The sequence below is a fragment of the Paenibacillus sp. 1182 genome (assembly GCF_017833915.1).
In the GTDB taxonomy this organism is placed as follows: Bacteria; Bacillota; Bacilli; order Paenibacillales; family Paenibacillaceae; genus Paenibacillus; species Paenibacillus polymyxa_D.
In genome coordinates this window covers 43,032-65,886 of record NZ_JAFICR010000005.1, presented here as the reverse complement: position 1 = coordinate 65,886, position 22,855 = coordinate 43,032, and the positions used below count along the sequence as shown (strand labels likewise).

Genomic DNA, 22,855 nt, shown 5'->3' with positions numbered 1-22,855 from the left:
GTTAAACCCTCCCCAAGCTTATTTGGTTAAAAGCACGCGATGAACACCCTGGCTGCCTCCAGGAGCTGTACCTATATATAAATATCCATCATGGTTTACAGCCGTGGTTACCCCATAAAGCGAGCCTTCAGGATCATGCCAGCTTCCGATGAGTTTCCCCTGCGGATTAAGCTCCACAGCAAGCCCATGCTTCACAGGTGCGCTTGCACCGCTGAGCAGCGATTGAGGCAATTTGGCCATCATTCCAGCCAGCCACGGGCTTCCATGCATTTGATCTACAAAGGGAATACGTGTCGTGAAGAGACCGACCCAGAAATGGCCTTGATCATCACGCGTAATGTTATCCGGAAAACCGGCAAGATTATCCACAAAAATATCCGAAGTCCCCTTCTTCGGCCCTTTGAGCCAGTATCGGGTCAATTGGTAGTGATACGACTCTGCCACAAGCACAAAATCTTCGTCCGCAGACAAGGCAACCCCGTTCGCAAAATATAGGCCTTCCAACAGAACTGTCGTCTGCTTGGTCGCCGGGTCATATTTCAGCAAACGTCCATGTGGCTTGTTCTCGGCGATTTCTTTGAAGACTACACTGCCATAATTGGAGGTGTCAGAAAAATAAATAGTACCATCTTTGGCAATATCCAGCTCGTTGGCCAAATAGATCGGTGTGCCGTCGACTTGATTGGCCAACACCGTCACGTTTCCGGAAGGATCTACCGACAGTAGCCCCTTCTTAACATCCGTAACGATCAGATTTCCACTTGCATCAAACATAAGTCCATTGGGCGTTCCTTTGGTATCTGCATATAGCTGGGCCTTTTGCGGATTGCCCTTTGTATCAAAGGCAACCTTATAAATTTTCCCGTCGGAGTCTCCCGTATATAAATTTCCTTCCTTGTCAAAGGTGATAAATTCCGGAAACTTAGGGGCATCTGTAACAAGCTCGGCGGAGCTGAGTTTGTTGTTTTGTTGCCATGGACCCGCTTGTTCAAAAGAGGGGGCCGAAGGTGCAAGCCATTTTGCAGGCTGTACAGGGGAAGGGATGAGCATAAAAATAACCACTCCCAGAAGGATTACCGACAGCAGCGATAATCCGGTTCTGCGTACCCATTTACGCGGTTTCTTATTCTTTCTTCCTTGAGAATCTTTGACAGATAAATCAGGTTTACTGGGCATTAGAGTGCCTCCTATGTAATGTGAATAATATTTCAGCATTTTGCATAATTCAATTCCCAACGCTCGAAAGTACACTATATAGACGTACTAAACCGTTTCGATCTATATAGTGCTGATTTGAAATTGCTCTTGGGATTTATGCAAAATGCTCATTTATATTTGAACGACGATTTTACCGAAATACTGTTTTCCTTCAGCCAAAAGTGCGAAGGCTTCGCCGATTCGGCTGAGCGGGAATACCCGGTCGATGACAGGATGTAAACGATGGCGGGAAATGGCACGATTCATGTTTTCGAAATGTTCCCGGTTACCAACCTGGCTGCCGCGAATCGTCGCAGCCTTCTGCAAAATGCTGGTGACATCGAACTCAGGAATGGTCAAGCCCGATAAGAATCCGACCATGCTCACAGTCCCTCCAGTACGAAGTGCATTGATGGATTGCGCCATTGTTGCCGCTCCCCCTACATCCAGAACATGGTCGACTCCGCCGCCTGTCAGCTCCAGAGCTACCTTATCCCACTCTGGAACCTCCGAATAGTTGATTGTCTGCCATGCGCCGAGAGCCTTTGCCCGTTCCAGCTTGTCATTGCTGCTCGATGTGATAATTACCCTTGCTCCCGCCATCAGAGAAAATTGAAGCCCAAAGATGGAAACACCGCCTGTTCCTTGCAAGAGCACCGTATCCCCCGCTCGCAGCCCGCCGGATTCCATCAGCATGCTCCATGCGGTTAATGCCGCAATCGGCAAGGTGGAAGCCTCCTCCCAAGAAAGGTGATCCGGAATGGCGACGACCCCCTCTTCATGCAGAACGATATATTCAGCCGCCACTCCACTGAGCGGGCCTCCCAGACTGTCCTTTAAGACCTCCGCTCTCGTGCTCCCGCCAATGAATTTCTGTTGTAAATTTGCCGCTACCCTTTGTCCAACCTGAAATTTTGTCACCCCTTCGCCCACAGCTACAATTTCACCCGCTCCATCGGATAACGGAATGAAGGGAAATTGAATGCCGATCGGCATGACTCCGTTGATAACTACCAAATCACGGTAATTGAGGGACGCTGCCTTTATGCGGATCAGAACTTCCAGCCGTCCCGGCACCGGTGTGTCAAGTTCCATCAAGGTTAACTCTTCAAAGCCAAAACCGTTTTTCAGTTGCACTGCTTTCATTTTGGTTGTCCTCCCTGTAATGTTAAACCTTTTACCTAATATAGATACAGTGTATCACCAAGGAAACACCGTTTCTTATATAGTACACTGTATCCAATTCTCTTCAAAACGTCAATCTTTACTTTTTAAAAAAAACGGTCGTAAACTGCTTCCGGGCTTTTAACGTCCCTTACCAAGTAAAATTGGAGACTGGATGGCTTTGCTTGCCAGAGCTTGTTCAGGTGGGCAAGCATGACCAAAAAACGCGAGTTGCAGGGGTGAAATAACCTCTGCACTCGCGTTTTTTACATTAATGCTAATACGACAGCCTTATTTAAGCTCCAATTTTTATAAACTACATCTACTTAAATTTGTTCCTGACTATATTACGCTGCTAAGCATAAAATTGGAGGGCGGACCGGGCTCCGGCTTGCCAAACAAATAACCCTGAGCCAGTGACACACCTGCTTCACGACAAAATTCAAAATCCTCTATCTGCTCTACTCCTTCAGCCAACACTTGGCCTCCAAAACGAAAAGCCGATTCTACAATTCCTGTGATTTGCCGCTTCTGATTACTGTTACTATGACAGCCGTCAATTATGCTACGGTCAATTTTGACATAATCCGGCTGAAGGCAATTCATAAGCTCTGTCGTAGAATAGCCTGCCCCCACATCGTCCAGGGCAACTGAAACTCCTCGATTACGATACTGCTCAAAGATATGATGCAAAAAATTAAGGTCGTCTATCTCTTCCGTTTCTACGACCTCAAATACAAAATCCTTCGTACTCATGGATAACCGATTAATCGTCTCAAAGGTGTGATTCAAGCAATAAGCCGGATTATAAATGGTGGAAGGGAGAAAGTTAATAAAACGTTTAATCCCCGCCGGAAGGCATGTTGCACTTTTTTCAATAGCGGAAAAACGAGCCGAGCGATCCAGATGAGCATGCAAGCCAGCTTCACGGGCGATTTCAAACAGTCGGAAAGGCTGAAAAGGTCTCTCCGCATGTGACGGACGCAGCAAAAACTCAAACCCGATAATATCCAGCTTGTGGTCAACAATAGGCTGCATATGGCTGGAAAAACTTTGATCCTTAATAATACTCACGATATCCGGATGTTGCAGTCTGGCTTGCAATTGACTAAATAAAAGCCAGTCCTCATATCCTTCGACATGATGCAAGCCAGTCACCACAACTTGTATATGGTTCAAGTATTCCTGCGGCAGACGAGCCAGTTCGTTAACCAGCTGTTCCAACTCTGAACGGCTGTCATAGCGAAACTCTATGCCGCCCTCACGCTCATGTTGCTGCTTCATTTGTTCCGATAGCATACCCAAACCATCTAATGCTGGAGTAAGCGACACCCTGGAATACCTAATTCTAAGCAATCCTTGATCCTTTATAGGTAATATGATGCTGCAATTGCTGCATGTCATAATGGTCCTCCTCGGAACAATTTTCCGGTTTTTTCACCATTATATCACAAATAACTAGAACAAAAGTACTATATAATTACGTTTTTTTACAAAAAAGCAGCTTATTCTTAACGATAACTTAGGACTTAAGTACATATTCGACAAAAACAAAACCTTTTTACACTCATAATAATTCGGGGCCGTTTTTTTTGATATTAAAAAAAGCAGCAAATCTCTTGGTTAAAGAGACTTGCTGCTTCATTCTGATATTGAGTGAAAACTAAAATTCGAAGTTATTTGGACGCCTTTGGCTTTGTTGTTTTAGCTGGTTTAACAGCCGCCGGTTTGGTCGTTTTAACAGCTGGCTTTGCTGTTGCTTCCGCGGGAGCCACAGCTTCCTTTACAGGAGTCGTTGCTGCACTAGGCTTAGCGCCAGCTTTTAAGCTGTATTTGGCAAAACCGTCTGCCGCGCTGCTCAAGTATGAAATTTGTTGATTGCCTGCCAGCACGTCTTTGGCATCAGGAGAGGACTCGAAAGTAACCTTTGCCTGACCAAAAGGAGCAATAGACCAGTTGCCATCCGCCGATGGATTAATCGTTCCGTTCGTACGGATATAGTCAACAACGACTTGACGACTTTCATCCGGTGCTGCCATCACAATTCGTTTGCCATCTGGGTTGGCCAGTTTGGATGAGGAAGCACGATAGTTATTGGTGGCTACGATAAATTTCTGCGCAGGATCAATAGCCTTCCCATTGTATTGCAGATCCTTGATACGATGCGCTGAAGAATCAATAATAGTTCCCTTGGCATCATATCGTGCAGGCTGCGTTACATCAATCTGGTAATTCACACCGTCAATGACATCGAAATTGTAGGTTGGGAAATCTTTGTTGATCAGCGATTGCTCCTCAGTTTGCTTCGGATCAATACGGTTGAACTGACCCGCAGACCACTCCAGCCATTCCTGAATTTCAGCACCGGTCACTTCTACAGCATGAACCGTGTTCGGGTACACATACAGGTCGGACACGTTTTTAATCGCTACCGTACCTTCAGGAATATCAGTGTAATACTCGGCTCCGTTTCGACCGCCGGCCTTGAATGGAGCGCCTGCCGACAATACTGGAAGTTTTTCGTATTCAGTTCCTTTGAGATGGTTTTGAACATACCATTTCTGTGCATTCGTCACAATTTGAATGGAAGGGTCGTCCTGCACTAATGCAAAATAACTGGTAATTGGCGCCGTCGTTGTTCCTACAGGCTGGCGAATATAATCCAGCGTTCCTTGATGCTCTTCTTTGACCGCATCAATCAGTTTAAATTCAGGGATAAACTGCACAGTCTGATTAGTGGTGCTCACAACCGGACGCACTTGAGATTGAGAGTTAGTCACGTTCCACTCGCGATTTTTCTTTTCTAGGCTCAGGTCAATGATACCCAGATCCTTGCCCCATGAGGAAGCTTCCACGGCTGGTACCCCATTAATGGTTCCCTTATCCAGATCTACACCCTTCATATCTTTAAAATCAGGGCCAGGGAAAGATTTATGAGCATGCCCAAACAGAATAGCGTTAATTCCGTCCACCTGGCTCAAATACTTAACGGCATTCTCCATCAGTGGCGTTTGTGGCACATCCTCATAACCGGTATGCGCAAGCACGACAATAATGTCAGCACCTTCCGTCTTCATTTGAGGAATAAACTTTTTCGCCGTTTCCACAATATCCTTCGTAACGACTTTATCCTTCAAATTGGCTTCATCCCACTGCATAATTTGAGGTGTGACCAGACCGATCACACCCACTCTGAGTGTATGCTCTTCGCCCTTCTCGTCCGTTACTGTTTTATCAAGAATCTGATAAGGGGTAAAATAATTCTTAGTAGCTTGGCCCCCTTTATCAACATAAACGTTCGCATTTACATAAGGAAAATCAGCTCCCTTGAGCGATTTGTCCAGAAAGTCGAGACCGTAGTTGAATTCATGGTTGCCCACTGTAGCTGCATCATAGCCCATCAGGTTCATCATCTTGTAGACCGGATGGACACCGCCTTCTTTCTCAAAGGTTTTGTTGCGGGCCATATAATCGCCTAATGGGTTGCCCTGCAGCAAATCACCATTATCGAACAGCATACTGTTTCTTGTTTCACTACGTGCCTTCTGGATCAAGCTAGCTGTACTAACCAAGCCATACTCGTTGGTTTCTTTGTCCGAATAGTAATCGTAGTTCATCAGGGACGCATGGATATCCGTTGTTTCCATGATCCGCAAATTCACCGTAGCGCTATCACGAGAATCACTAGCTGCCCAGGATGGAGCGGCTGAAAACACCAGCATGCTACAAGCTACAACTGCTGCTGTAAACCCTTTAAACCAATTTTTACGTAATAACAAAATATACCCCTCCTCATTAAGGTGTATGCCTCATATACATACTTTTGCACATATATGTAAGCCTTGAACTCACCATTTCTATTTTAATCCAACGCCAGACAAAAGAGTAGTCATTTACTTAAAATTATTTATGAAAAAATAATTAATTTTCTCAAACATAAAAAAACCAGCAAACCTCCTGAAAAAATTGGAGATTTACTGGCTTATCCATTTATATTCGTATTATTTCTTCCACACCTGGCGCTCCGTTTGCTGACCCACATACTCAATGCGAGTCGGATTCACGTCCAGAATGACATAATCGGGATCGTCCGGTCCGGAAAACCACTCCTTCAAGGAGTCGTTCCACACTTGTTTGCGTAGCCCCTCATCAGCTGTAATTTGGACGGTAGCCTCCACTTCAACAACTTCCTTCGTACCGCCAACCTCATAACCCAGCAGCAGATAAGCATTCGGATTGTCCTTTAGCTCATCCACTTTATGCGTTTTGCGATCTGTCGCCAGATGAATGTTCATTCCATCGTTAAAAAGGGCCATATAGCGTACTTTCGGTTTGCCACCCTCTACCGTACCTAACGTACAAAATTTGTTGTTATCCAAAGCCTTCACAATGGCTTGTTCCAGTTGGTTGCGATCCAATGTTTCCGTTTTACCCACAGTACAACAACTCCTTTTCACGAATTAGAATTCTCTACGCCATGCCATTGGGCACCAGCCCATCTGAACCTACCTGCGCAGCTGTTCTGAAAATAACATGACCGGATCGAATCGGATTGATTCATACTCATTTTCAGATCAAAGCTCACAGTAAAAGTGTACCCTGTCGTTCGGCAAATGAACCGTTATCTCTCCCTTCATGCTGGACAGACCTGCATTCAAAGCATATAATCGTCGTAGTAAACCCGAATAAATGAACCCATTAAACCATACAATGCCAGGGGTGCTGGAATCGGCCGGCTGAGAGTGTGTCCCAAGACACTGACCCTTACAACCTGATCTGGGTAATGCCAGCGTAGGAATGCTTAAGCAAGATGTGCCTTTTTTACATAGGACCATCCCTTACTTTGGTATATACAAGCGCAAGCGTCCCGGAAACTCGGGGCGCTTTTTTTGTTGAGGATTAAGTTGTTGGAAAGATCGCGTCCGGCAGATGTTATTTTTATGAAAATGGGAAACTTAAGCTGTCTGATTGGATGGATAACGGGTAATCAAAAGGAGAGAACACTAACGATGAAGCGCATGAAAATATTAAGCCTGGGACTGATCAGTCTGTGGCTCTTGGCCCTGACCCTGACCGCTTGCGGTGGAAGTCCCCCTACATCCCAAGAAGCGGCTTCCGCTACCGACACTCAAACGTCTACTCCGGCAAAGGGGCTCAAAGATGTTAAAATCGTGCTCGACTGGACACCCAATACGAATCATACGGGACTCTATGTCGCCAAGGACAAAGGATTTTACGAAAAAGCAGGTTTGAATGTCCAAATTGTTCAACCTGGTTCAGGCGGAGCCGATCAAATGGTTGCTTCTAATGCTGCACCTTTTGGTATCAGCTACCAAGAAGGCGTCACACAGGCCCGCACGCAAGGTGTGCCGCTTGTATCCATCGCTGCGGTGATTCAGCATAATACCTCAGGCTTCGCAGCCCCGGTAGATCGCGGAATTAAGAGCCCGAAAGATTTTGAAGGTAAAAAATACGGCGGTTGGGGCTCTCCCGTAGAAGAAGCGGTCATGAAATCCATCATGGATTCAGACAAAGGCGATGTGAGCAAAGTGAAGATCGTCAACATGGGCAATGCAGACTATTTTACAGCCGTGAAGCGGGATATCGACTTTGCCTGGATTTTCTACGCATGGACCGGAATCGAGGCCCAACTTCGAGATGAGCCATTGGATATGCTGTATGTAAAAGATTATTCCAAAAGCCTCGACTACTATACGCCTGTAATTGTGAGCAACGAACAGACGATAAAAAATGATCCCGAGCTGGTCAAAGCGTTCATGGACGCTACCGCCCAAGGCTATGAATACACTATCGCCCATCCGGAAGAAGCCGCGGACATCTTAAGCAAAGCTGTACCGGAGCTGGATAAAAAACTGGTACTTGCCAGCCAAAAATGGCTAAGCCCACGTTATCAGGATGATGCCGCGCAATGGGGCGTGCAAAAAGCGGAGGTATGGCAAAACTATTCGGACTGGATGTACGAACGCAAGCTGCTCAGCAAGCCTTTGGAAGTCGATAAGGCCTTCACAAACGACTTCTTGCCCAAGCGCTGACCATTTGTTAAACCACTAAATAAGACTGAACTAGAGAAGTGAACGAAGCGCCACTACGCAGTCGGATGATGCTTCCCATCGCTGTTGTACCCAGATTTCTCTTATGAATATCCAGAGGTTGAAATCTGGGTACAAAGGCGAATGCTAACGCTTGTACAGCACCATTCCGCCCACTTCGTTCTCGTTCCACTTGGTTCTTCTTTAGTCCCATAGTATCTAAAGCGCAAAAACAGATGCGCTTGTGTGTAAAAATGCTACACAACCTAGCTTAAAAACTAAGGTGCTTTTAAGGCAGTTGGCAGCGTAGCGGTTCATTTGAATCTGGAGAAGCGAAGCGTTCGCCTTTGCCGTTGGATTTTTACCTTTAAAATTTAATTCAAAGAATCCCAAGGCAACAGCGATCGTAAGATCAAATGAAACGCGAAGCGGTCTCCCCCGCCTTAAACCAATTTATTTTCCTATAACTTAAACAATAAAGGACAGGTGAATTTGCATGGCTAATACACTGCTCAGTATTCAAGTAATCCCTAAAACTCCTAATAACGAGGACTCTTACCCGTATGTAGATAAGGCGATTGAGGTCATTCAGCGCTCCGGTGTCAAACATCAGGTGAACCCATTGGATACGACCATGGAGGGCGAGCTCGACGAGTTGCTGAAAGTGGTTAAAGAAATGCATGAGGCTTTGACGGAAGCGGGCAGTCCCAGCGTCATTTCACAGATCAAAATCGCACATAACCCACAAGGCATCAGCATGAACAAGCTGACCGAGAAATATCGCCCATGAATCCGAAAGGCAAGAACGCATCCTGGTGGAAAAGCGTATGGCCGCCCCTTGTGGCGGTCCTCTTCTTTTTAGCAGCCTGGCAGGGGGCGGTTTCCTATTTACATATTGAATCCTGGCTACTGCCAGCTCCATCCCTCATCGTACAGGAGGGCATGGCCCAGACGGCGCTGCTTGGTGCCCATACATGGGCTACAATTCGCCTGACACTTGTGGGATTCGCTATAGGGACAGCAACGGGACTGTTGATCGCCATCGTTCTTCATACCATTCCTTTTCTCAAATCCGCCCTGTATCCGCTGCTTATCCTGAGCCAAAACATTCCGATCATCGCCCTGGGGCCGCTGCTCATGGTGTGGTTTGGTTTTGGCATGCTGCCCAAGCTGATGGTCATTACCTTAGTATGCTTTTTTCCCGTGGCTGTAGCGACCATGGACGGGCTGACACGGACGGACCGTATGATGATGAACTATATGCAGATGTCGGGTGCAGGTCGCATGGCTATTTTTATGAAGCTGGAGTTGCCACACTCGTTGCCGCAAGTATTCTCCGGCATCAAGATTGCTGCCACCTACAGTGTGATGGGCGCAATTATTGCCGAATGGATTGGTGCGAGCGAAGGAATCGGATATTATATGCTGCTGCAAAAATCGGCCTATCGCACGGACCTCATTTTTGCCGCCATCGGCATCATTGTCGCGCTCAGTTTACTGATGTTTGTCATCATAGTACTACTGGAAAAATGGCTGGTTCGCTGGAAACCGGATCAGGAATAGCTTCCTCCTTGAATTAAATACAGCAAAGAAAGGACGTGGCACATATGAGTCTGCATCCGACTGACTTATCATCACACAACGTTGCTAATGAACAACGAGCCGGGGACCAGCAGAGTCCTTCGACTGCCCCTTCTGCTCTGGAATTGGACGGGATCAGCCTCGCCTTCCGCGAAAAGCGAAGCTTACTGCCCGTGCTGCAGGATGTATCCCTCACAGTCAAGCCGGGAGAATTCGTTTCTCTCATCGGTCCGTCAGGCAGCGGAAAAAGTACGCTGTTTCACATCATCGGCGGGCTACTCAAACCACAGCAGGGACGTATCCGTATGCACGGACGAGACATGACTGGTGAACGTGGGCATATCAGCTATATGCCACAGCAGCCCGCCCTTTTCCCGTGGCGCACCACGCTGGATAATGTACTGCTTGGGCAGGAAAATGCTCCACGTAAAAATACAGCAGTCCCCCCTCAGTACGCCAGTGAACGCGAACGTCGCAAAGAAGCCCTGCAATGGCTCGAGCAGGTTGGACTAGGCAAATTCGCCAAGGCGTATCCACATACGCTGTCTGGTGGAATGCAACAGCGTGCAGCCTTTCTTCGCGCACTGCTCAGCCCGCAGGAATTAATGCTGCTGGATGAGCCGTTCAGCGCACTCGACGCGCTGACACGTGCAGATATGCAGCAATGGTTACTGCGGATGTGGGAGAAGAACCGCCGCTCTGTGCTGTTCATTACCCACAGCATTGAAGAAGCGCTGCTGCTCTCCGACCGCATTTATGTGCTGTCAGCGCGACCTGCTTCGGTGGTGCATGTCGTAGATGTCCCTTTTCCCCGCCCGCGTAGGGAAGAAATCACCCTCGATCCTCTCTTTATTGAATGGAAGCGAACCATGACCGGCTGGATGCGTGAGGAAAAGTACAAACTGGACGGCGACATGGACAATGCTCAGAGCGTTCACAAGAATATCCCGGAAGATGGATTGAATCGGCATGAGTGACGTAAAAGTTCGATGTGCATCGAAATGGAACAGCCAAACAAAGCTAGGCTTGGATTTGACCACAACAAGACCCGCTCCATTAATCGACGCGCACATTCATGTAGACAGCTACCCGCCCGAGCAACAGAAGCTATTGCTCGCTTCACTTGCTGATAGCAGCGTCCAAGCTGTGATAGCCGTGTCGATGCATCTGGACTCCGGCCGAGCCAATCTACGGTTAGCCGAGCGTTACCCTGGGCTAGTACGGCCAGCCTTTGGCTTTCATCCCGAACAGGCCCTTCCACCGCAAACTGAGCTTGACCTCTTGTTCGACTGGATGGACGAACATGTACAGCAGATGGTCGCCGTGGGTGAAGTCGGCTTACCCTATTACAATCGGCTAGAAGCCTCGCAGAGCGGAGCTCCTTTTGACCTCGCTCCCTACATAGTGCTACTGGAGCGTTTCATCCAGTTTGCAAGCAAGCATAGCAAGCCCATTGTCCTGCACGCCGTTTATGAAGACGCAGACATCGCCTGTGACCTTCTGGAACGTCACGGCGTCATGCAGGCGCATTTTCACTGGTTTAAAGGCTCTGCCGCCACGACCGAACGTATCGCCCGGAACGGCTATTATGTCTCCTTCACACCGGATCTCCTGTACGAAGAAGAGATCCGCAGTTTGGCAAGACAGTATCCGTCTGATCAGATCATGGCAGAGACAGACGGTCCCTGGCCGTTCGAGGGTCCTTTTACCGGACAACAGACACATCCCCGGATGACTGCCGACGTCATTCGCGCGTACAGCAAGCTGACCCAGCAAGATGAATCTGCCGTCCATCAATTATTTTATGAAAATACGAGACGCTTTTACTCACTATCTGATGGATAAAGATATACCAGCTGTTTACTGACTGGAAGGTTTACAACCACAACATGCAACCAAAGCAAAGAACCTCCTTATTTACGCGGAACTTCATCATACGTAAATAAGGAGGTTCTTGTATTTTCAAACGTATATAGCTCAAATGTACTTGTATTTTGCAGAGTTTTTTGTCGCTACTCAAATTTTATTGCTTCAGGAAACCCTTCTGTTCCAAAAATGGCTTCAACTGCAAGCGTGCTGGCTCGGTCAATCTTCCGGCCATTTGCTCAGACCATGGCGTAGAGCGTTGACCGCCCGTACGTTCCTTCAAATATTCCGCTGATGTGTGATCGTATACCTCTACAGCTTTCATCGTCTGATTTTTGTCGTAGCCGTTCATATGCAAAACACCGGACAGCGGAAGGCGTGGACGCAAGCCCGTTTCCTGATCCGGTACACCAATACACATACCGAATACTGGATACACCAGCTCTGGCAACCCTAACAACTCAGACACCTCTGCTATGTTAGTACGAATGCCGCCAATGTAGACGATGCCCAAGCCCAGTGATTCAGCGGCTACCGCTGCATTTTGTGCAGCTAACGCGGCATCAATGGTCGCAACCGTATAATTTTCAACGGACCCCTCATAGGAAGGCTGACCTGGCTGATGGTGGAGCGTGACCTGTTTCAAGCGATACAGGTCTGCGCACCATACCAAAAACGCAGGGCATTGCTCAACGTAAGCCTGCCCTCCTGCCAACTCCGCCAGTTTTGTTTTCAAAGAAGGCTCGGTAACGGCGATAACGGTATATGCCTGCACATTGCTGGACGAGGAAGCCATTTGGCCAGCTGCCACAATAGCTGCGAGCTGCTCGTCGGTAATGGGGTCTGACTTGAATTTTCGCACAGACCGGTGATTCATCAACAAGGAAATCGTATCATTCATGACTGCTTCACTCCTAATCCATAATATAAGCTCTTTATCTACTTCAAGCTGTGAGTATACGAAGAAGTTCTTGCATGCTTGCATGGCACTCCTACAAATATTATGGAACTTTCGCGAATGATAAGCAACCTGACGTAATGAAAGTTGATGGTTTTAAAAAACCAAACACAACAAAAAGCAAGCACGCAGAGAAACCAACCAATTGCGCGTACTTGCTCTATACTCTGATAATAACTTTATCTCGATACAGAAGTCCGACAGCACGCTATCCTGCCGATACATCCATACACCTACAGCTTTACTCGTTGGAGACGCAGCGCATTCAGCACAACTGAAACAGAGCTAAATGCCATGGCCGCTCCCGCCAACCATGGGGCAAGGAAGCCCAAAGCGGCTATCGGAATACCGATCACGTTATACCCGAGCGCCCAAAACAGATTTTGCCGTATGTTTGTCATGGTCCGGCGGCTCATTTCGATCGCGTCAGGAATGCTGTTCAGGTTGCCGCGCATGAGGGTAATATCCGCCGCCTCCATGGCCACATCCGTTCCCGTACCCATCGCCATCCCAATATTAGCAGTAGCCAGCGCAGGCGCATCGTTAATACCATCCCCAACCATAGCTACGATCATGCCCTGTTCCTGAAGTCGTTTCACTTCTTCAGCCTTTCCTTCAGGCAATACCTCCGCCAGCACTCGTTCAATTCCAGCCTCGGCGGCAACAGCCCGCGCAGTCCGTTCATTGTCACCCGTAATCATGATGACTTCAATGTTCATCGCGCGCAGACGGGCAACGGCCTCTCGTGACGTTTCTTTAATCGTATCCGCCACGGCCACCAGTCCAGCATAGGAACCATCCACAGCAACAAGCATCGCAGTTTTCCCTGCATTTTCCAGATCATTCATATACTGCTCAGCTAAGTCATCTATTGCGATGCCTTCCCTGCTCATCAATCGGCGTGTACCGGCCAATACCTGTTTACCTTCCACATGTGCCTTCACACCATAACCCGGAATATTTTCAAAATCTGTCGGTCCTACCAGCTCAATGCCTCGATCTGCAATCCCCTTTACAATGGCTTCCGCCAGCGGATGCTCCGAGCTTTTTTCTGCCGCACCGAGCAACCGCAGCAGATCCTTTTCAGCCATGCCGCTTGCTCCAACCATAACATCCGTCAGCTCGGGCTTGCCATTCGTAACTGTACCTGTCTTATCCAACACCACTGCGTTGACTGAACGGGTCATCTCCAAATGCTCGCCGCCCTTGAACAGAATACCATATTCAGCGGCACGTCCCGATCCTGCCATAATGGACGTTGGAGTTGCCAATCCGAGCGCACAAGGGCAAGCAATGACGAGAACTGCAATCATTTTCTCCAGTGAGCCTGCAAAATCAGTCGGCGTCACAAGGAAAAACCAGACGATAAAGGCCAACACAGCGATAGCAACAACAATGGGGACAAAAATACCGGAAATCTGATCCGCAATCCGCTGAATGGGAGCCTTGGAGCTTTGCGCATCTTCCACGACCTTAATAATACGGGACAACGCCGTATCACCACCCACACGCTCAGCCTGGATACGTAGAACCCCGTTTTTATTGAGCGTCGCCCCTGTAACTGCGGAACCAGCTTCTTTTTCAACCGGAAGACTCTCACCACTTAACATGGATTCGTCCACTGCCGAACGTCCGTCTACGACCACACCATCGACAGGAATTTTCTCGCCGGGTCGTACAATAAAGATATCCTTCACACGTACCTGTTCAATCGGAATATCAAGCTCTTGCCCATCACGTACTACACGTGCCGTTGTCGCCTGTAGACTCATCAGGCTCTTGATCGCCTCGGACGAACGCCCTTTGGCTACCGCTTCGAACCATTTACCAACCAAAATAAGCGTAATTAGCACCGCGCTTGTCTCGTAATACAACTCCGGCATGGTCATGACAGGCATTCCCGCCATCCCCTCCATAACATCAGCCGGACGCAGAGTAAGGTACAAGCTGTAAAAATAAGCCGCAGACGTACCTAGTGCAACTAACACATCCATATTCGAACTGCCGTTACGAAGCGCTTTGTACGCGCCCACATAAAACTGCCAACCAATGACGAACTGAATCGGCGTTGTCAGCACTAGTTGGAACCATGGATTCAAGAACAGTTCTGGCACATAAATCCATGATGTAAAGGAAAAATGAGCCACCATCGCCCACAACAACGGCAACGACAGCACTGCGGACACAATCCACTTCCATTTTTTACGATGGATATCCTTACTGCGGACATCCGCGATATTGTCCTCAGCGCTCTGCGGGATCGCTCCGTAGCCTAGCTGTTCAATTTTGCTCACCAGATCACCAACCGCAATACTCCCCGCGGCATATTCCACATGAGCGGTTTCCATCGCCAAATTTACCGTGGCACCTGTTACACCAGGCATCCGATTCAATCCCTTTTCAATCCGGGTTGCACAGGCCGCGCAAGTCATGCCCGTTACATTCAGATTGGCTTCTTCACTTACAGTTCCAAACCCAAGAGAAGCAATTTTGTCGCGGAATTCAGCGATCTCCACCTGCTTGGGATCATAGGATATCGACGCCTGCTCCAAAGCCAAATTCACATTAGCCTGTGCCACACCATCTATTCGATTTAAACCTTTCTCAATACGGCTTGCGCAGGCGGCACAGGACATCCCTGTAATGTGAAGCGTTGCCTGCTTGTCACCGTCGGTCGCACGGTTTTCCATGGTATAACCCTCCTCCTATACCCCAGTGGGGTATATCATATCCAAAAAGAAAAAGCTTCTAATACGGAAGCTTCTCCTTCGAAACAAGTCTTTTCACACATAAAACACCTTCATTACTTAAACAACATCATAGCCTTGGTCTTCAATGGCTGTTTTCAGCGCTTCAACGTTCAGCTTGGACTCGTCATATTCTACATTCACTTGTTTTGTTTCGAGGCTGACCTTGCCGGTAGCGCCAACTTTCTCCAATGCTCCTTCTACTGCCTTCACGCAATGATTGCAGCTCATGCCTTCTACATTCAATGTAACTTGTGCCATTTTCTTTTCCTCCTCTGGGGTACTTCCGTACCCATAATGTGTATGAATACTACTCTTAACGGATTAGCTTTTTGACCGTAACCAGCAGCTCGTCAATCACTTCCTGCTCTCCTGCCTGCATGCGCTCAATGACACAGCTTTTCATATGCCCTTCCAGCAGCAGCTTACCGACACCATTCAGCGCGGACTGGACAGCCGCAATCTGGTTCAGTACATCGTCACAGTAGGTATCCTTCTCAATCAAGCCTTTAATTCCGCGAACCTGACCTTCAATACGGTTCAACCGGGATACGAGGCTGTTCTTGAACTCTGCCGAATGATGACTTTTTCTAATTGTCTTTTCCCCGTCTGTTCCACAGTGATTCTCATGGACTTCAGTGTGGGAAGCAGATTGCTCCTCAGCCATACATCAGCCTCCTGTGTGGTGTATATATGCATTTAAACATTTGTTATATCCCCATCATAATATACCCCCACGGGGTATGTCAACATTCCAGGAAAATGTCACTTTTTCGCCTTGATTTTCGCCACTGTTTCTACTCAAGCGAATTAAATTGATCAAAATAAGGCTGTAGCAACTCTAACTGTTCCTCATAATCTTTTCTATCCCTCTCAGATAAACGATCTGGATATAGTACACCTTTGGCCCCTGTAATGCGGGGTACATACTCGTAGAACTTCGTGAACAGTACACGAAACTTTACAAATTCATCCTCAGTCAGAACCTTTTTCGCATAGTCCAGCTCGACCTGTAAATCGATGCCTGCGTGGGCCTTTGCATCTAATGTGCCCGTAATGGCAGAATCACCGCCATCTTTTTTACCATCGTCCGTTTGGGTTAGCGCTTTCCCCTGATTCAACTTGTCATAATACGGCTCCAGCTTGGCAGATATATGATCGTATTCACGCTGTTCCTCTGCGCTTAAGCGCTCCTTGTGGAGTGCGCCGTTTTCATCCGTCATTTTCAGATTATAGGCCCCGAGTTCTCTCAATAACCCTATAAAAACAGTGAACTCCTCTTTCGTTAAATGCCCCTGCACCTGCTGCAACTTGGATTCTACTCTATTATATTCCTCTGGCGATCCTCCCATTTCAATTAGCTTTTCCTGTGAACCATATATTGTATCCGCCAAATAAGTGTAAGTAGCAAAAGCACCTGTTGGAATTAGTAATAACACTACGAGAAGAGTTATCACAATATACCTTTTCATAGATTTAGGTCCTCCTTTTTCAAGCCGTTCAATTTGACCCATAATGTTTTCTTTTAATTCAGCCGGAGCCAATATGTGGTCATCATCCTGCTGCATCACCCTACGTAGTTCTTGCTCAAGCTTCATGGATCTTCTCCACCTTTCCGATTAGAAAATGTTCCTGCTGCTCTTTCGATCGAAGCTTTTGCAAAGCCGCGTGAATTCGTGATTTCACCGTGCCTAACGGTATCTCTAAAATATTGGAGATTTCCTCTTGGGAATATTCCTGCAAATAGTGCAACACAATTACCTGTTTAAGCTTGAACGAAAGCTGCTGAACTGCTTGGAGCAATACATGATTTGCAACCTTGTCCACAATTTCCTCAGAAAAATCATGAGATGTATGAAGTTCGAGCCTTTTTGCTTTGCTTGTGATTCGTAGCCTCATCCATTGTTTTCTACGGTAAGCCCGGATCTGACGCATAACGACCCCCATTAGCCAAGGATGAAAAGGACGTCTTTCGTCAAATTGCCCAAGTGATTTATATACATGAATATAAATTTCCTGCACCACATCATCAGCATCCACTTTCTCTTCCAACAAAAAATGCACCGTTCTATAGACTGTATGAATTGTTTGATCATACAGTTCTCTGTAAGCCTCACGACTGCCAGCCAGCGTCTCCGTAACAAGAGCAACCATCAAATCATTCTTTATCAAATTTGCCCGCCTCCTTGCGTTGTCCAATCCTGATCTCCCCCTTTCTTTCATCTCACATCTATATATTTGGCAGGAAACCAAAATATCGTTCGATTCTGTCTCAACATCAGGAAAATAGTCTCCGCATAATCATTCTTTAGCAGGACTACTCTTTTGGTAATATATTGATATAATATTAAAGTTGCAATTCCCATTTGTCTTGTATATATACAAACGAGCAATAATAACAAATCATACGTCGAAGGAGCTTATTAGAAGTCAATGAAAATAAAGATTACACCCTTGTTACGGCTTATCCAAGGCCTGTTGTGGTTTAAAATCCTTGTAATCATTATCGCAGGATGTGTATTTATTTCAGCCCAACCGACAGGTGGGGAGTCTCGGTTAATCCATATGGCCTCCCGCACGCTATCCATCACACCTCCACTTGAAGGTTCTACCGCTCATATGGTCGGATTTGTATTCGGAAAATTGCTCTTTCGATTACTTCCTACAATAATGATCTTGCTGTTTATTGCGACAAAAAAGTATAAACTCACCCTTACTTTACTGCTTTTCGTATCCATTTTTGGTTTGAACATCAACGGAATAGACCCTTTCTTTCCCGTTCATATCTGCATGCTTATTTCAATTCTGGTTCACAAACCATCTCGTATGTACTTAAAACAGATACCTCTGCCCGCAAAGGAAGCCGAAGATATCTCGATTGCAAAACGGTAAAAAACTCCCCTGGACTGAAATGGTTCACGTATCAGTCCAGGGGAGTTTTTTAGTTCAATTCGCCTAATTTCAAGCCTTCGCGCGTGTTTCCTTAGCAAGTACGGCAAAGCTTATTAGCGCACCAACCTCGGCTATAGCTATAACGACCGCCATGGGTACGGGGGTTGTTCCACTCCCCAAGCCTACTAGCGGTGAAGCGATGGAACCCAGCAATAGAGGCAACAAACCAAGCATAGCGGACGCACTGCCTGCGGAGCGCTGCTGACTCTGCATTGCCAATGAAGTCGTCGTTGTACTTACAATCCCTACGCAGGAAACGACAAAAAACAGAGGAACTAAAACAGCAAACAATTGACCTCCAGTAAAGGCTACAGTAAGCAAGCTGATTCCGGCTACAGCCGCAATGACCAGACCCGACAAGAGTAACTGTCGTTCGCTGAAGCGACCCACAAGTCTACCCGTTAACTGGGAAAACAGTACAATCCCCAAACCATTCACTGCAAAAATGATGCTATACGTCTGAGGGGAAACCCCGAAAATATCCTGAAGCACGAATGGTGAGCCAGCGATATACGCGAACATCGCTCCCGTAATCAGCGCCTGTGAGAAGGCATAGCCCATAAAGCGTCGATCGGCAAACAGATGACCGAGTGTTCCTAGCGTCTGCTTCAAGCCACCGGATGAGCGGCGGTTCGTTGGCAACGTTTCTGGCAAACCCAACACGACGGCAATCAGCATAGCCACGCCCACTACACAAAGCACCATGAATACACCACGCCAGGAAACAAAGTTCAATATGACACCGCCCAGTACCGGTGCAGCAATGGGGGCCACGCCGTTCACCAGCATGAGCAGTGAGAAAAAGCGTGTCAACTCTTTGCCCGAGTAAAGATCACGGGCTACAGCTCTGGAAATTACGATCCCCGCCGAGCCCGTAAGCCCTTGAATAAAGCGAAGCGCAATGAGCATACCGATATTCGGCGCAAACACGCATAACAGCGAAGCAGCAGCGTACAGAATGAGCGAGATCACCAGCGGTCCTCTGCGACCTCTCACATCGCTAAGAGGACCAGCAACGATCTGGCCAACGGCCAGTCCCAACAGACAGGCGGTCAAACTAAGCTGCGCCAATGAAGTAGTCGTATGCAAATTGTCGGCTAATGTAGGCAGCGACGGCAAATACATATCTATGGACAACGGCCCGAAAGCACTCAATGCACCCAGGACAAAGGCGATCCATAATATTCGCGATTTGGTCATATCTGCGGCAACCATAACAGTATTGGATAACCGGTTCATAATAATAATCATCCTTTTCACAAAAATATAAATAATTACTTCAATACATCATGATATCACTCATTTCGTCTGGCTTCGAATAATTACACGCTAATCCGCAATTTTTTTTCAAAACTGCTATATATCAGGCAGGAATTTACCAATTTCAGGTCGAATTATACGGTAACCAAAACAAAAATTTGTGGAATCTGGAGAATGATAATGGTCTATGATGGAGTGCTACTGGGTCTCATTGTAGGTCTGTTCAGAGGAGGCTGGCGGCAAGGTCTGATCCGTTTCAGTCAAATTCGCCTTATAGCCGGCTGGATGTTCCCTGTGCTGCTGCTGGTACAATTCATTATTTTTTATGCCCAGGAAAAGTGGGCTTGGCTGGCAGCCATTAACGGGTATCTATTTATGGGAGTCTACGTGGTTGGATTGATATTTCTCTGGTTGAACAGACATCATAAGGGATTCAAACTTATTATAATGGGCGTATTGATGAATTTTATCGTTATGGCGGTGAATGGCGGCAGGATGCCGGTCTCGTTGAGCGCTTCGGAGGTGCTGGGTCCCTATTATACAGATATGCTTAAATCCGGAAGTGTCATCTCAAAACATTACATGATGGATGCGAGCACCCGTCTATCATTGCTTGGTGACATTATTCCTCTCTCCAAGCCCTATCCCCGCACGCAGGTAATTAGTATTGGGGATGTTGTTATGAACTTCGGGATGTTCCTGTTTATCCAAAGCATTATGGTCGTGAAGAGAACTAAGGATAAGCAGCAAGAAACCAATCCCCGCCACGCCTAGTGCACACCTTATTCCAAGGAAGGGAGGGAACCCTATGAAAAACTTGAAATACTCCCGTGTCATTATCAATGCTATTATCGTGGCTTCTGTCATAATTGCTTTGACTTCCGGTTACAAAATCGGGGGCTAGTCACCGATAAGAAAAAAAGGAAGCACAGGCTCAACAAAACAGGCTGGATTCCGGCCTGTTTTTTCATGTGAAATTTTCGATTACAAAATTGTAAATTATCCCATTCACCCCTGGTAGCTTTGACATCAAGATACGACAAGGCAGGAGAAGAAATGATGAGTATAATAAAAAAGCTGCAAGAACGGGTTACCGCGACGGGAATATACGTGTTTTCCATATGTATGGTAGGCGTGATCGTCCTCCTGTATACGAACCAATGGTCCTTTTTGCACTATACGACAACAGAGTGGGTCACGATCTATTCCCTATTGGGAGCCGTTCTGATTCTGGAGCATTTTACATTCCAGCTACCCCCAGCCAGTAACAAGCAGTCCATGGATTCCTCCGTGTATCTGGCTTGTATTTTTGTGCATGGTACCGAAATTGCCATCCTGATTTTGCTGTTAAATGTAATCATCGCTATGTTCCGGCACACTGAGTTGTCATGGTGGAAGCATACCGTCAATTTTTCCATTTACGCCCTTTCCATTTTCCTGTCTTCAACAGTATTTGAACTAAGCGGCGGAACGCAGGGAGCTTTAAACCAAGAGCATTTCGCTTCCTACCTGCTGGCGTTAATTTGCTACTTTGCGGTGAACACCATCACACTGGGTATCTACTTTTATAGTGCATACAAAGGGTCCTTCAATGAGCTTAAACAGGCTTTTTTGGCTGAATCCCTGCTCGTATACTTATGTACACTCATTCTGTCTTTGGTATTGACTACGCTGATTTATTACAACGGCATTTTAGGACTTTTGCTGTTCCTTGGGCTAAGCATGCTCCTGTCTCACGCATTCAAGCAAATGTTCACGCTGTATCGGGAAATCGAAGAAAAAGCGAACATGGATCGCAGAACAGGGCTATACAATCACAGCTACTTTGAAAATACACTTGAAGCTGAATTAAATATATCGAGATCCGAGAATACTCCCCTCAGTCTGGCGCTGATTGATATTGATGATTTCAAAAAATACAATGATCATTTCGGTCATCTTAAAGGCGATCAGCTACTGGGATTTCTCGGTGAGTTTCTTAAGAAGGAAACCTCCGACACCCCCATCACCGTATCCCGCTACGGTGGAGAAGAATTCACCCTGCTTATGCCTGATCATACCGCTGAACAAGCTTATGAAATAGTCAATGCTATTCGAAAAAGATTAAATGATTCTCGTTATGAGGGTGTCGAAATTTTTCCACATGGCTGTCTGTCCTTCTCCGCAGGTATTGCCCAAAGCCGCATTGACATCTACGACAAATCACAGCTGGTCGATCTAGCGGATAAAGCCCTGTACTACGCCAAGAAACAGGGCAAAAACATCGTTCATACGCATGGAAGCTTAAATGAAGTGGAGCGTGAGGTGGATCTGGGGCAGGATATTCGTGATCTTGAGCAGCAGCTTAATTTGTTCTTATACAAGGATATTAATACCTTCAAGCATTCAAAACGGGTGTTCAGATATGCAGCAGACATGAGCGATGTGCTTCAACTCGGACCGGAGGATAAGCGGCGTTTCATACTAGGAGCTCTCATTCATGACATTGGTAAACTGGAGATTCCCTGGAATATCCTCAATAAAAAAGAGAAGCTGTCCGGTGAGGAATGGCAGATGGTGCAAGCGCATGTCATGTGGGGCAAGCGTATTGTAGAAGCCAACGAACGATTCGTAGATTTGATTCCTTTTGTGGAGCTGCATCATGAACGTTATGACGGAGGAGGCTATCCGTTTGGCTTTAAGGGCGAGCAAATTCCACTTTTATGTCGGATGCTGACGATCATCGACTCTTTTGATGCGATGACAACCGAGCGTCCCTATCAACCCACCAAAACGTTCGAGGAGGCCATTGAAGAATTACGTGCTTGCTCGGGTAGCCAATTCGATCCCAAACTAACGGCTACTTTTATCCATTATATTCAACATAAGCAACCTGCTTTCACGGATCTCATGGAAACAGGGCTCTAATTCCTTCATAGGCTCTTCCTCTTTGCCCCTAGTGTGGTTGAAATCGTCCTGAATTCAACCACACTAGGGGCTTTCATATGATTGACATTTTGTATAATGCTTATTATTTCAAATTTCATATAAATGTCATAATTCGCTCCATCTATTCGCGCTATATGCACTATGATTAAGAT

21 protein-coding genes and 1 riboswitch are annotated in these 22,855 nt (G+C 46.8%); of the genes, 8 read left to right on the top strand and 13 right to left on the bottom strand.

Features of this window, described 5'->3' with window-relative positions; translation table 11 throughout:
- Positions 1–18: 18 nt before the first annotated feature.
- The 5 genes from JOD82_RS11745 to JOD82_RS11725 form a co-directional block, all read right to left on the bottom strand.
- Entirely contained in the window at positions 19–1,176 is a 1,158-nt protein-coding gene (locus tag JOD82_RS11745; protein WP_069010761.1) for an SMP-30/gluconolactonase/LRE family protein, read from the bottom strand.
- A gap of 153 nt (positions 1,177–1,329) precedes the next feature.
- Positions 1,330–2,343, bottom strand: coding sequence for a zinc-dependent alcohol dehydrogenase family protein (locus JOD82_RS11740; RefSeq protein WP_069010760.1), 1,014 nt, complete (start codon positions 2,341–2,343; stop codon positions 1,330–1,332).
- A 360-nt stretch (positions 2,344–2,703) separates the two neighbouring features.
- Positions 2,704–3,765 (bottom strand): EAL domain-containing protein, encoded by a 1,062-nt coding sequence (locus JOD82_RS11735; RefSeq protein WP_069010759.1) that lies wholly within the window; start codon positions 3,763–3,765, stop codon positions 2,704–2,706.
- A gap of 272 nt (positions 3,766–4,037) precedes the next feature.
- On the bottom strand, positions 4,038–6,140 hold the full coding sequence (locus tag JOD82_RS11730) for a bifunctional 2',3'-cyclic-nucleotide 2'-phosphodiesterase/3'-nucleotidase (protein ID WP_069010758.1): 2,103 nt from the start codon (positions 6,138–6,140) through the stop codon (positions 4,038–4,040).
- 222 nt (positions 6,141–6,362) lie between these two features.
- Positions 6,363–6,797 (bottom strand): pyridoxamine 5'-phosphate oxidase family protein, encoded by a 435-nt coding sequence (locus JOD82_RS11725; protein ID WP_039270290.1) that lies wholly within the window; start codon positions 6,795–6,797, stop codon positions 6,363–6,365.
- A 269-nt stretch (positions 6,798–7,066) separates the two neighbouring features.
- Positions 7,067–7,176: riboswitch (TPP riboswitch) on the top strand.
- Positions 7,177–7,370: 194 nt separating this feature from the next.
- On the opposite strand from JOD82_RS11725, the gene JOD82_RS11720 reads away from it, so the two are divergent.
- Entirely contained in the window at positions 7,371–8,414 is a 1,044-nt protein-coding gene (locus JOD82_RS11720; RefSeq protein WP_069010757.1) for an ABC transporter substrate-binding protein, read from the top strand.
- A gap of 7 nt (positions 8,415–8,421) precedes the next feature.
- Here the strand turns inward: JOD82_RS11720 and JOD82_RS11715 are convergent, their stop codons facing one another.
- Positions 8,422–8,604, bottom strand: a complete 183-nt coding sequence (locus tag JOD82_RS11715) for a hypothetical protein (protein WP_209949259.1) — start codon at positions 8,602–8,604, stop codon at positions 8,422–8,424.
- 303 nt (positions 8,605–8,907) lie between these two features.
- On the opposite strand from JOD82_RS11715, the gene JOD82_RS11710 reads away from it, so the two are divergent.
- The 4 genes from JOD82_RS11710 to JOD82_RS11695 are packed head-to-tail and all read left to right on the top strand — an operon-like array spanning position 8,908 to position 11,837.
- Positions 8,908–9,201 (top strand): MTH1187 family thiamine-binding protein, encoded by a 294-nt coding sequence (locus tag JOD82_RS11710; RefSeq protein ID WP_016818835.1) that lies wholly within the window; start codon positions 8,908–8,910, stop codon positions 9,199–9,201.
- Positions 9,198–9,974 carry an ABC transporter permease gene (locus JOD82_RS11705; RefSeq protein ID WP_029514693.1) on the top strand — a complete coding sequence of 259 codons (777 nt, stop codon included), beginning with the start codon at positions 9,198–9,200 and terminating at the stop codon, positions 9,972–9,974. Before JOD82_RS11710 ends, JOD82_RS11705 begins: the two co-directional genes overlap by 4 nt.
- A gap of 44 nt (positions 9,975–10,018) precedes the next feature.
- Positions 10,019–10,969, top strand: a complete 951-nt coding sequence (locus JOD82_RS11700; RefSeq protein ID WP_069010756.1) for an ABC transporter ATP-binding protein — start codon at positions 10,019–10,021, stop codon at positions 10,967–10,969.
- Between the two features lie 55 nt (positions 10,970–11,024).
- Positions 11,025–11,837 carry a TatD family hydrolase gene (locus tag JOD82_RS11695; RefSeq protein WP_069010961.1) on the top strand — a complete coding sequence of 271 codons (813 nt, stop codon included), beginning with the start codon at positions 11,025–11,027 and terminating at the stop codon, positions 11,835–11,837.
- A gap of 178 nt (positions 11,838–12,015) precedes the next feature.
- On the opposite strand, the gene nfsA is transcribed toward JOD82_RS11695, so the two are convergent.
- From nfsA to JOD82_RS11665, 6 genes are all read right to left on the bottom strand, one after another.
- Positions 12,016–12,759, bottom strand: a complete 744-nt coding sequence (nfsA, locus tag JOD82_RS11690; protein ID WP_029514690.1) for an oxygen-insensitive NADPH nitroreductase — start codon at positions 12,757–12,759, stop codon at positions 12,016–12,018.
- Between the two features lie 290 nt (positions 12,760–13,049).
- Positions 13,050–15,506, bottom strand: coding sequence for a heavy metal translocating P-type ATPase (locus tag JOD82_RS11685; protein ID WP_069010755.1), 2,457 nt, complete (start codon positions 15,504–15,506; stop codon positions 13,050–13,052).
- 117 nt (positions 15,507–15,623) lie between these two features.
- On the bottom strand, positions 15,624–15,824 hold the full coding sequence (locus JOD82_RS11680) for a copper ion binding protein (RefSeq protein WP_013308457.1): 201 nt from the start codon (positions 15,822–15,824) through the stop codon (positions 15,624–15,626).
- A gap of 55 nt (positions 15,825–15,879) precedes the next feature.
- Complete coding sequence (locus JOD82_RS11675) at positions 15,880–16,230, bottom strand: metal-sensitive transcriptional regulator (protein WP_029514687.1); 351 nt, start codon at positions 16,228–16,230, stop codon at positions 15,880–15,882.
- Positions 16,231–16,360: 130 nt separating this feature from the next.
- Complete coding sequence (locus tag JOD82_RS11670) at positions 16,361–17,161, bottom strand: DUF3600 domain-containing protein (RefSeq protein WP_069010754.1); 801 nt, start codon at positions 17,159–17,161, stop codon at positions 16,361–16,363.
- Positions 17,151–17,732, bottom strand: coding sequence for a sigma-70 family RNA polymerase sigma factor (locus tag JOD82_RS11665; RefSeq protein ID WP_238794844.1), 582 nt, complete (start codon positions 17,730–17,732; stop codon positions 17,151–17,153). The genes JOD82_RS11670 and JOD82_RS11665 overlap by 11 nt, the downstream gene beginning before the upstream one ends.
- A gap of 264 nt (positions 17,733–17,996) precedes the next feature.
- On the opposite strand from JOD82_RS11665, the gene JOD82_RS11660 reads away from it, so the two are divergent.
- Positions 17,997–18,455 carry a hypothetical protein gene (locus tag JOD82_RS11660; protein WP_069010752.1) on the top strand — a complete coding sequence of 153 codons (459 nt, stop codon included), beginning with the start codon at positions 17,997–17,999 and terminating at the stop codon, positions 18,453–18,455.
- A 69-nt stretch (positions 18,456–18,524) separates the two neighbouring features.
- Here JOD82_RS11660 and JOD82_RS11655 read toward each other — a convergent pair whose 3' ends face one another.
- Positions 18,525–19,754: a multidrug effflux MFS transporter gene (locus JOD82_RS11655; RefSeq protein WP_069010751.1), complete on the bottom strand. Its 1,230-nt coding sequence runs from the start codon at positions 19,752–19,754 to the stop codon at positions 18,525–18,527.
- Between the two features lie 201 nt (positions 19,755–19,955).
- Here JOD82_RS11655 and JOD82_RS11650 point away from each other — a divergent pair, with 201 nt between their 5' ends.
- Positions 19,956–20,549 carry a DUF5317 domain-containing protein gene (locus JOD82_RS11650; RefSeq protein WP_069010750.1) on the top strand — a complete coding sequence of 198 codons (594 nt, stop codon included), beginning with the start codon at positions 19,956–19,958 and terminating at the stop codon, positions 20,547–20,549.
- Between the two features lie 282 nt (positions 20,550–20,831).
- Positions 20,832–22,682, top strand: coding sequence for a bifunctional diguanylate cyclase/phosphohydrolase (locus tag JOD82_RS11645; RefSeq protein WP_069010749.1), 1,851 nt, complete (start codon positions 20,832–20,834; stop codon positions 22,680–22,682).
- The last annotated feature ends 173 nt before the right edge of the window (positions 22,683–22,855 follow it).

Coding starts and splice junctions, on each gene's coding strand:
- JOD82_RS11710 (WP_016818835.1), top strand. CDS start 8,908: ATGGCTAATACACTGCTCAGTATTCAAGTAATCCCTAAAACTCCTAAT.
- JOD82_RS11675 (WP_029514687.1), bottom strand. CDS start 16,230: ATGGCTGAGGAGCAATCTGCTTCCCACACTGAAGTCCATGAGAATCAC.
- JOD82_RS11655 (WP_069010751.1), bottom strand. CDS start 19,754: ATGAACCGGTTATCCAATACTGTTATGGTTGCCGCAGATATGACCAAA.
- JOD82_RS11740 (WP_069010760.1), bottom strand. CDS start 2,343: ATGAAAGCAGTGCAACTGAAAAACGGTTTTGGCTTTGAAGAGTTAACC.
- JOD82_RS11670 (WP_069010754.1), bottom strand. CDS start 17,161: ATGAAGCTTGAGCAAGAACTACGTAGGGTGATGCAGCAGGATGATGAC.
- JOD82_RS11745 (WP_069010761.1), bottom strand. CDS start 1,176: ATGCCCAGTAAACCTGATTTATCTGTCAAAGATTCTCAAGGAAGAAAG.
- nfsA (WP_029514690.1), bottom strand. CDS start 12,759: ATGAATGATACGATTTCCTTGTTGATGAATCACCGGTCTGTGCGAAAA.
- JOD82_RS11650 (WP_069010750.1), top strand. CDS start 19,956: ATGGTCTATGATGGAGTGCTACTGGGTCTCATTGTAGGTCTGTTCAGA.
- JOD82_RS11705 (WP_029514693.1), top strand. CDS start 9,198: ATGAATCCGAAAGGCAAGAACGCATCCTGGTGGAAAAGCGTATGGCCG.
- JOD82_RS11735 (WP_069010759.1), bottom strand. CDS start 3,765: ATGACATGCAGCAATTGCAGCATCATATTACCTATAAAGGATCAAGGA.
- JOD82_RS11660 (WP_069010752.1), top strand. CDS start 17,997: ATGAAAATAAAGATTACACCCTTGTTACGGCTTATCCAAGGCCTGTTG.
- JOD82_RS11700 (WP_069010756.1), top strand. CDS start 10,019: ATGAGTCTGCATCCGACTGACTTATCATCACACAACGTTGCTAATGAA.
- JOD82_RS11720 (WP_069010757.1), top strand. CDS start 7,371: ATGAAGCGCATGAAAATATTAAGCCTGGGACTGATCAGTCTGTGGCTC.
- JOD82_RS11645 (WP_069010749.1), top strand. CDS start 20,832: ATGATGAGTATAATAAAAAAGCTGCAAGAACGGGTTACCGCGACGGGA.
- JOD82_RS11680 (WP_013308457.1), bottom strand. CDS start 15,824: ATGGCACAAGTTACATTGAATGTAGAAGGCATGAGCTGCAATCATTGC.
- JOD82_RS11685 (WP_069010755.1), bottom strand. CDS start 15,506: ATGGAAAACCGTGCGACCGACGGTGACAAGCAGGCAACGCTTCACATT.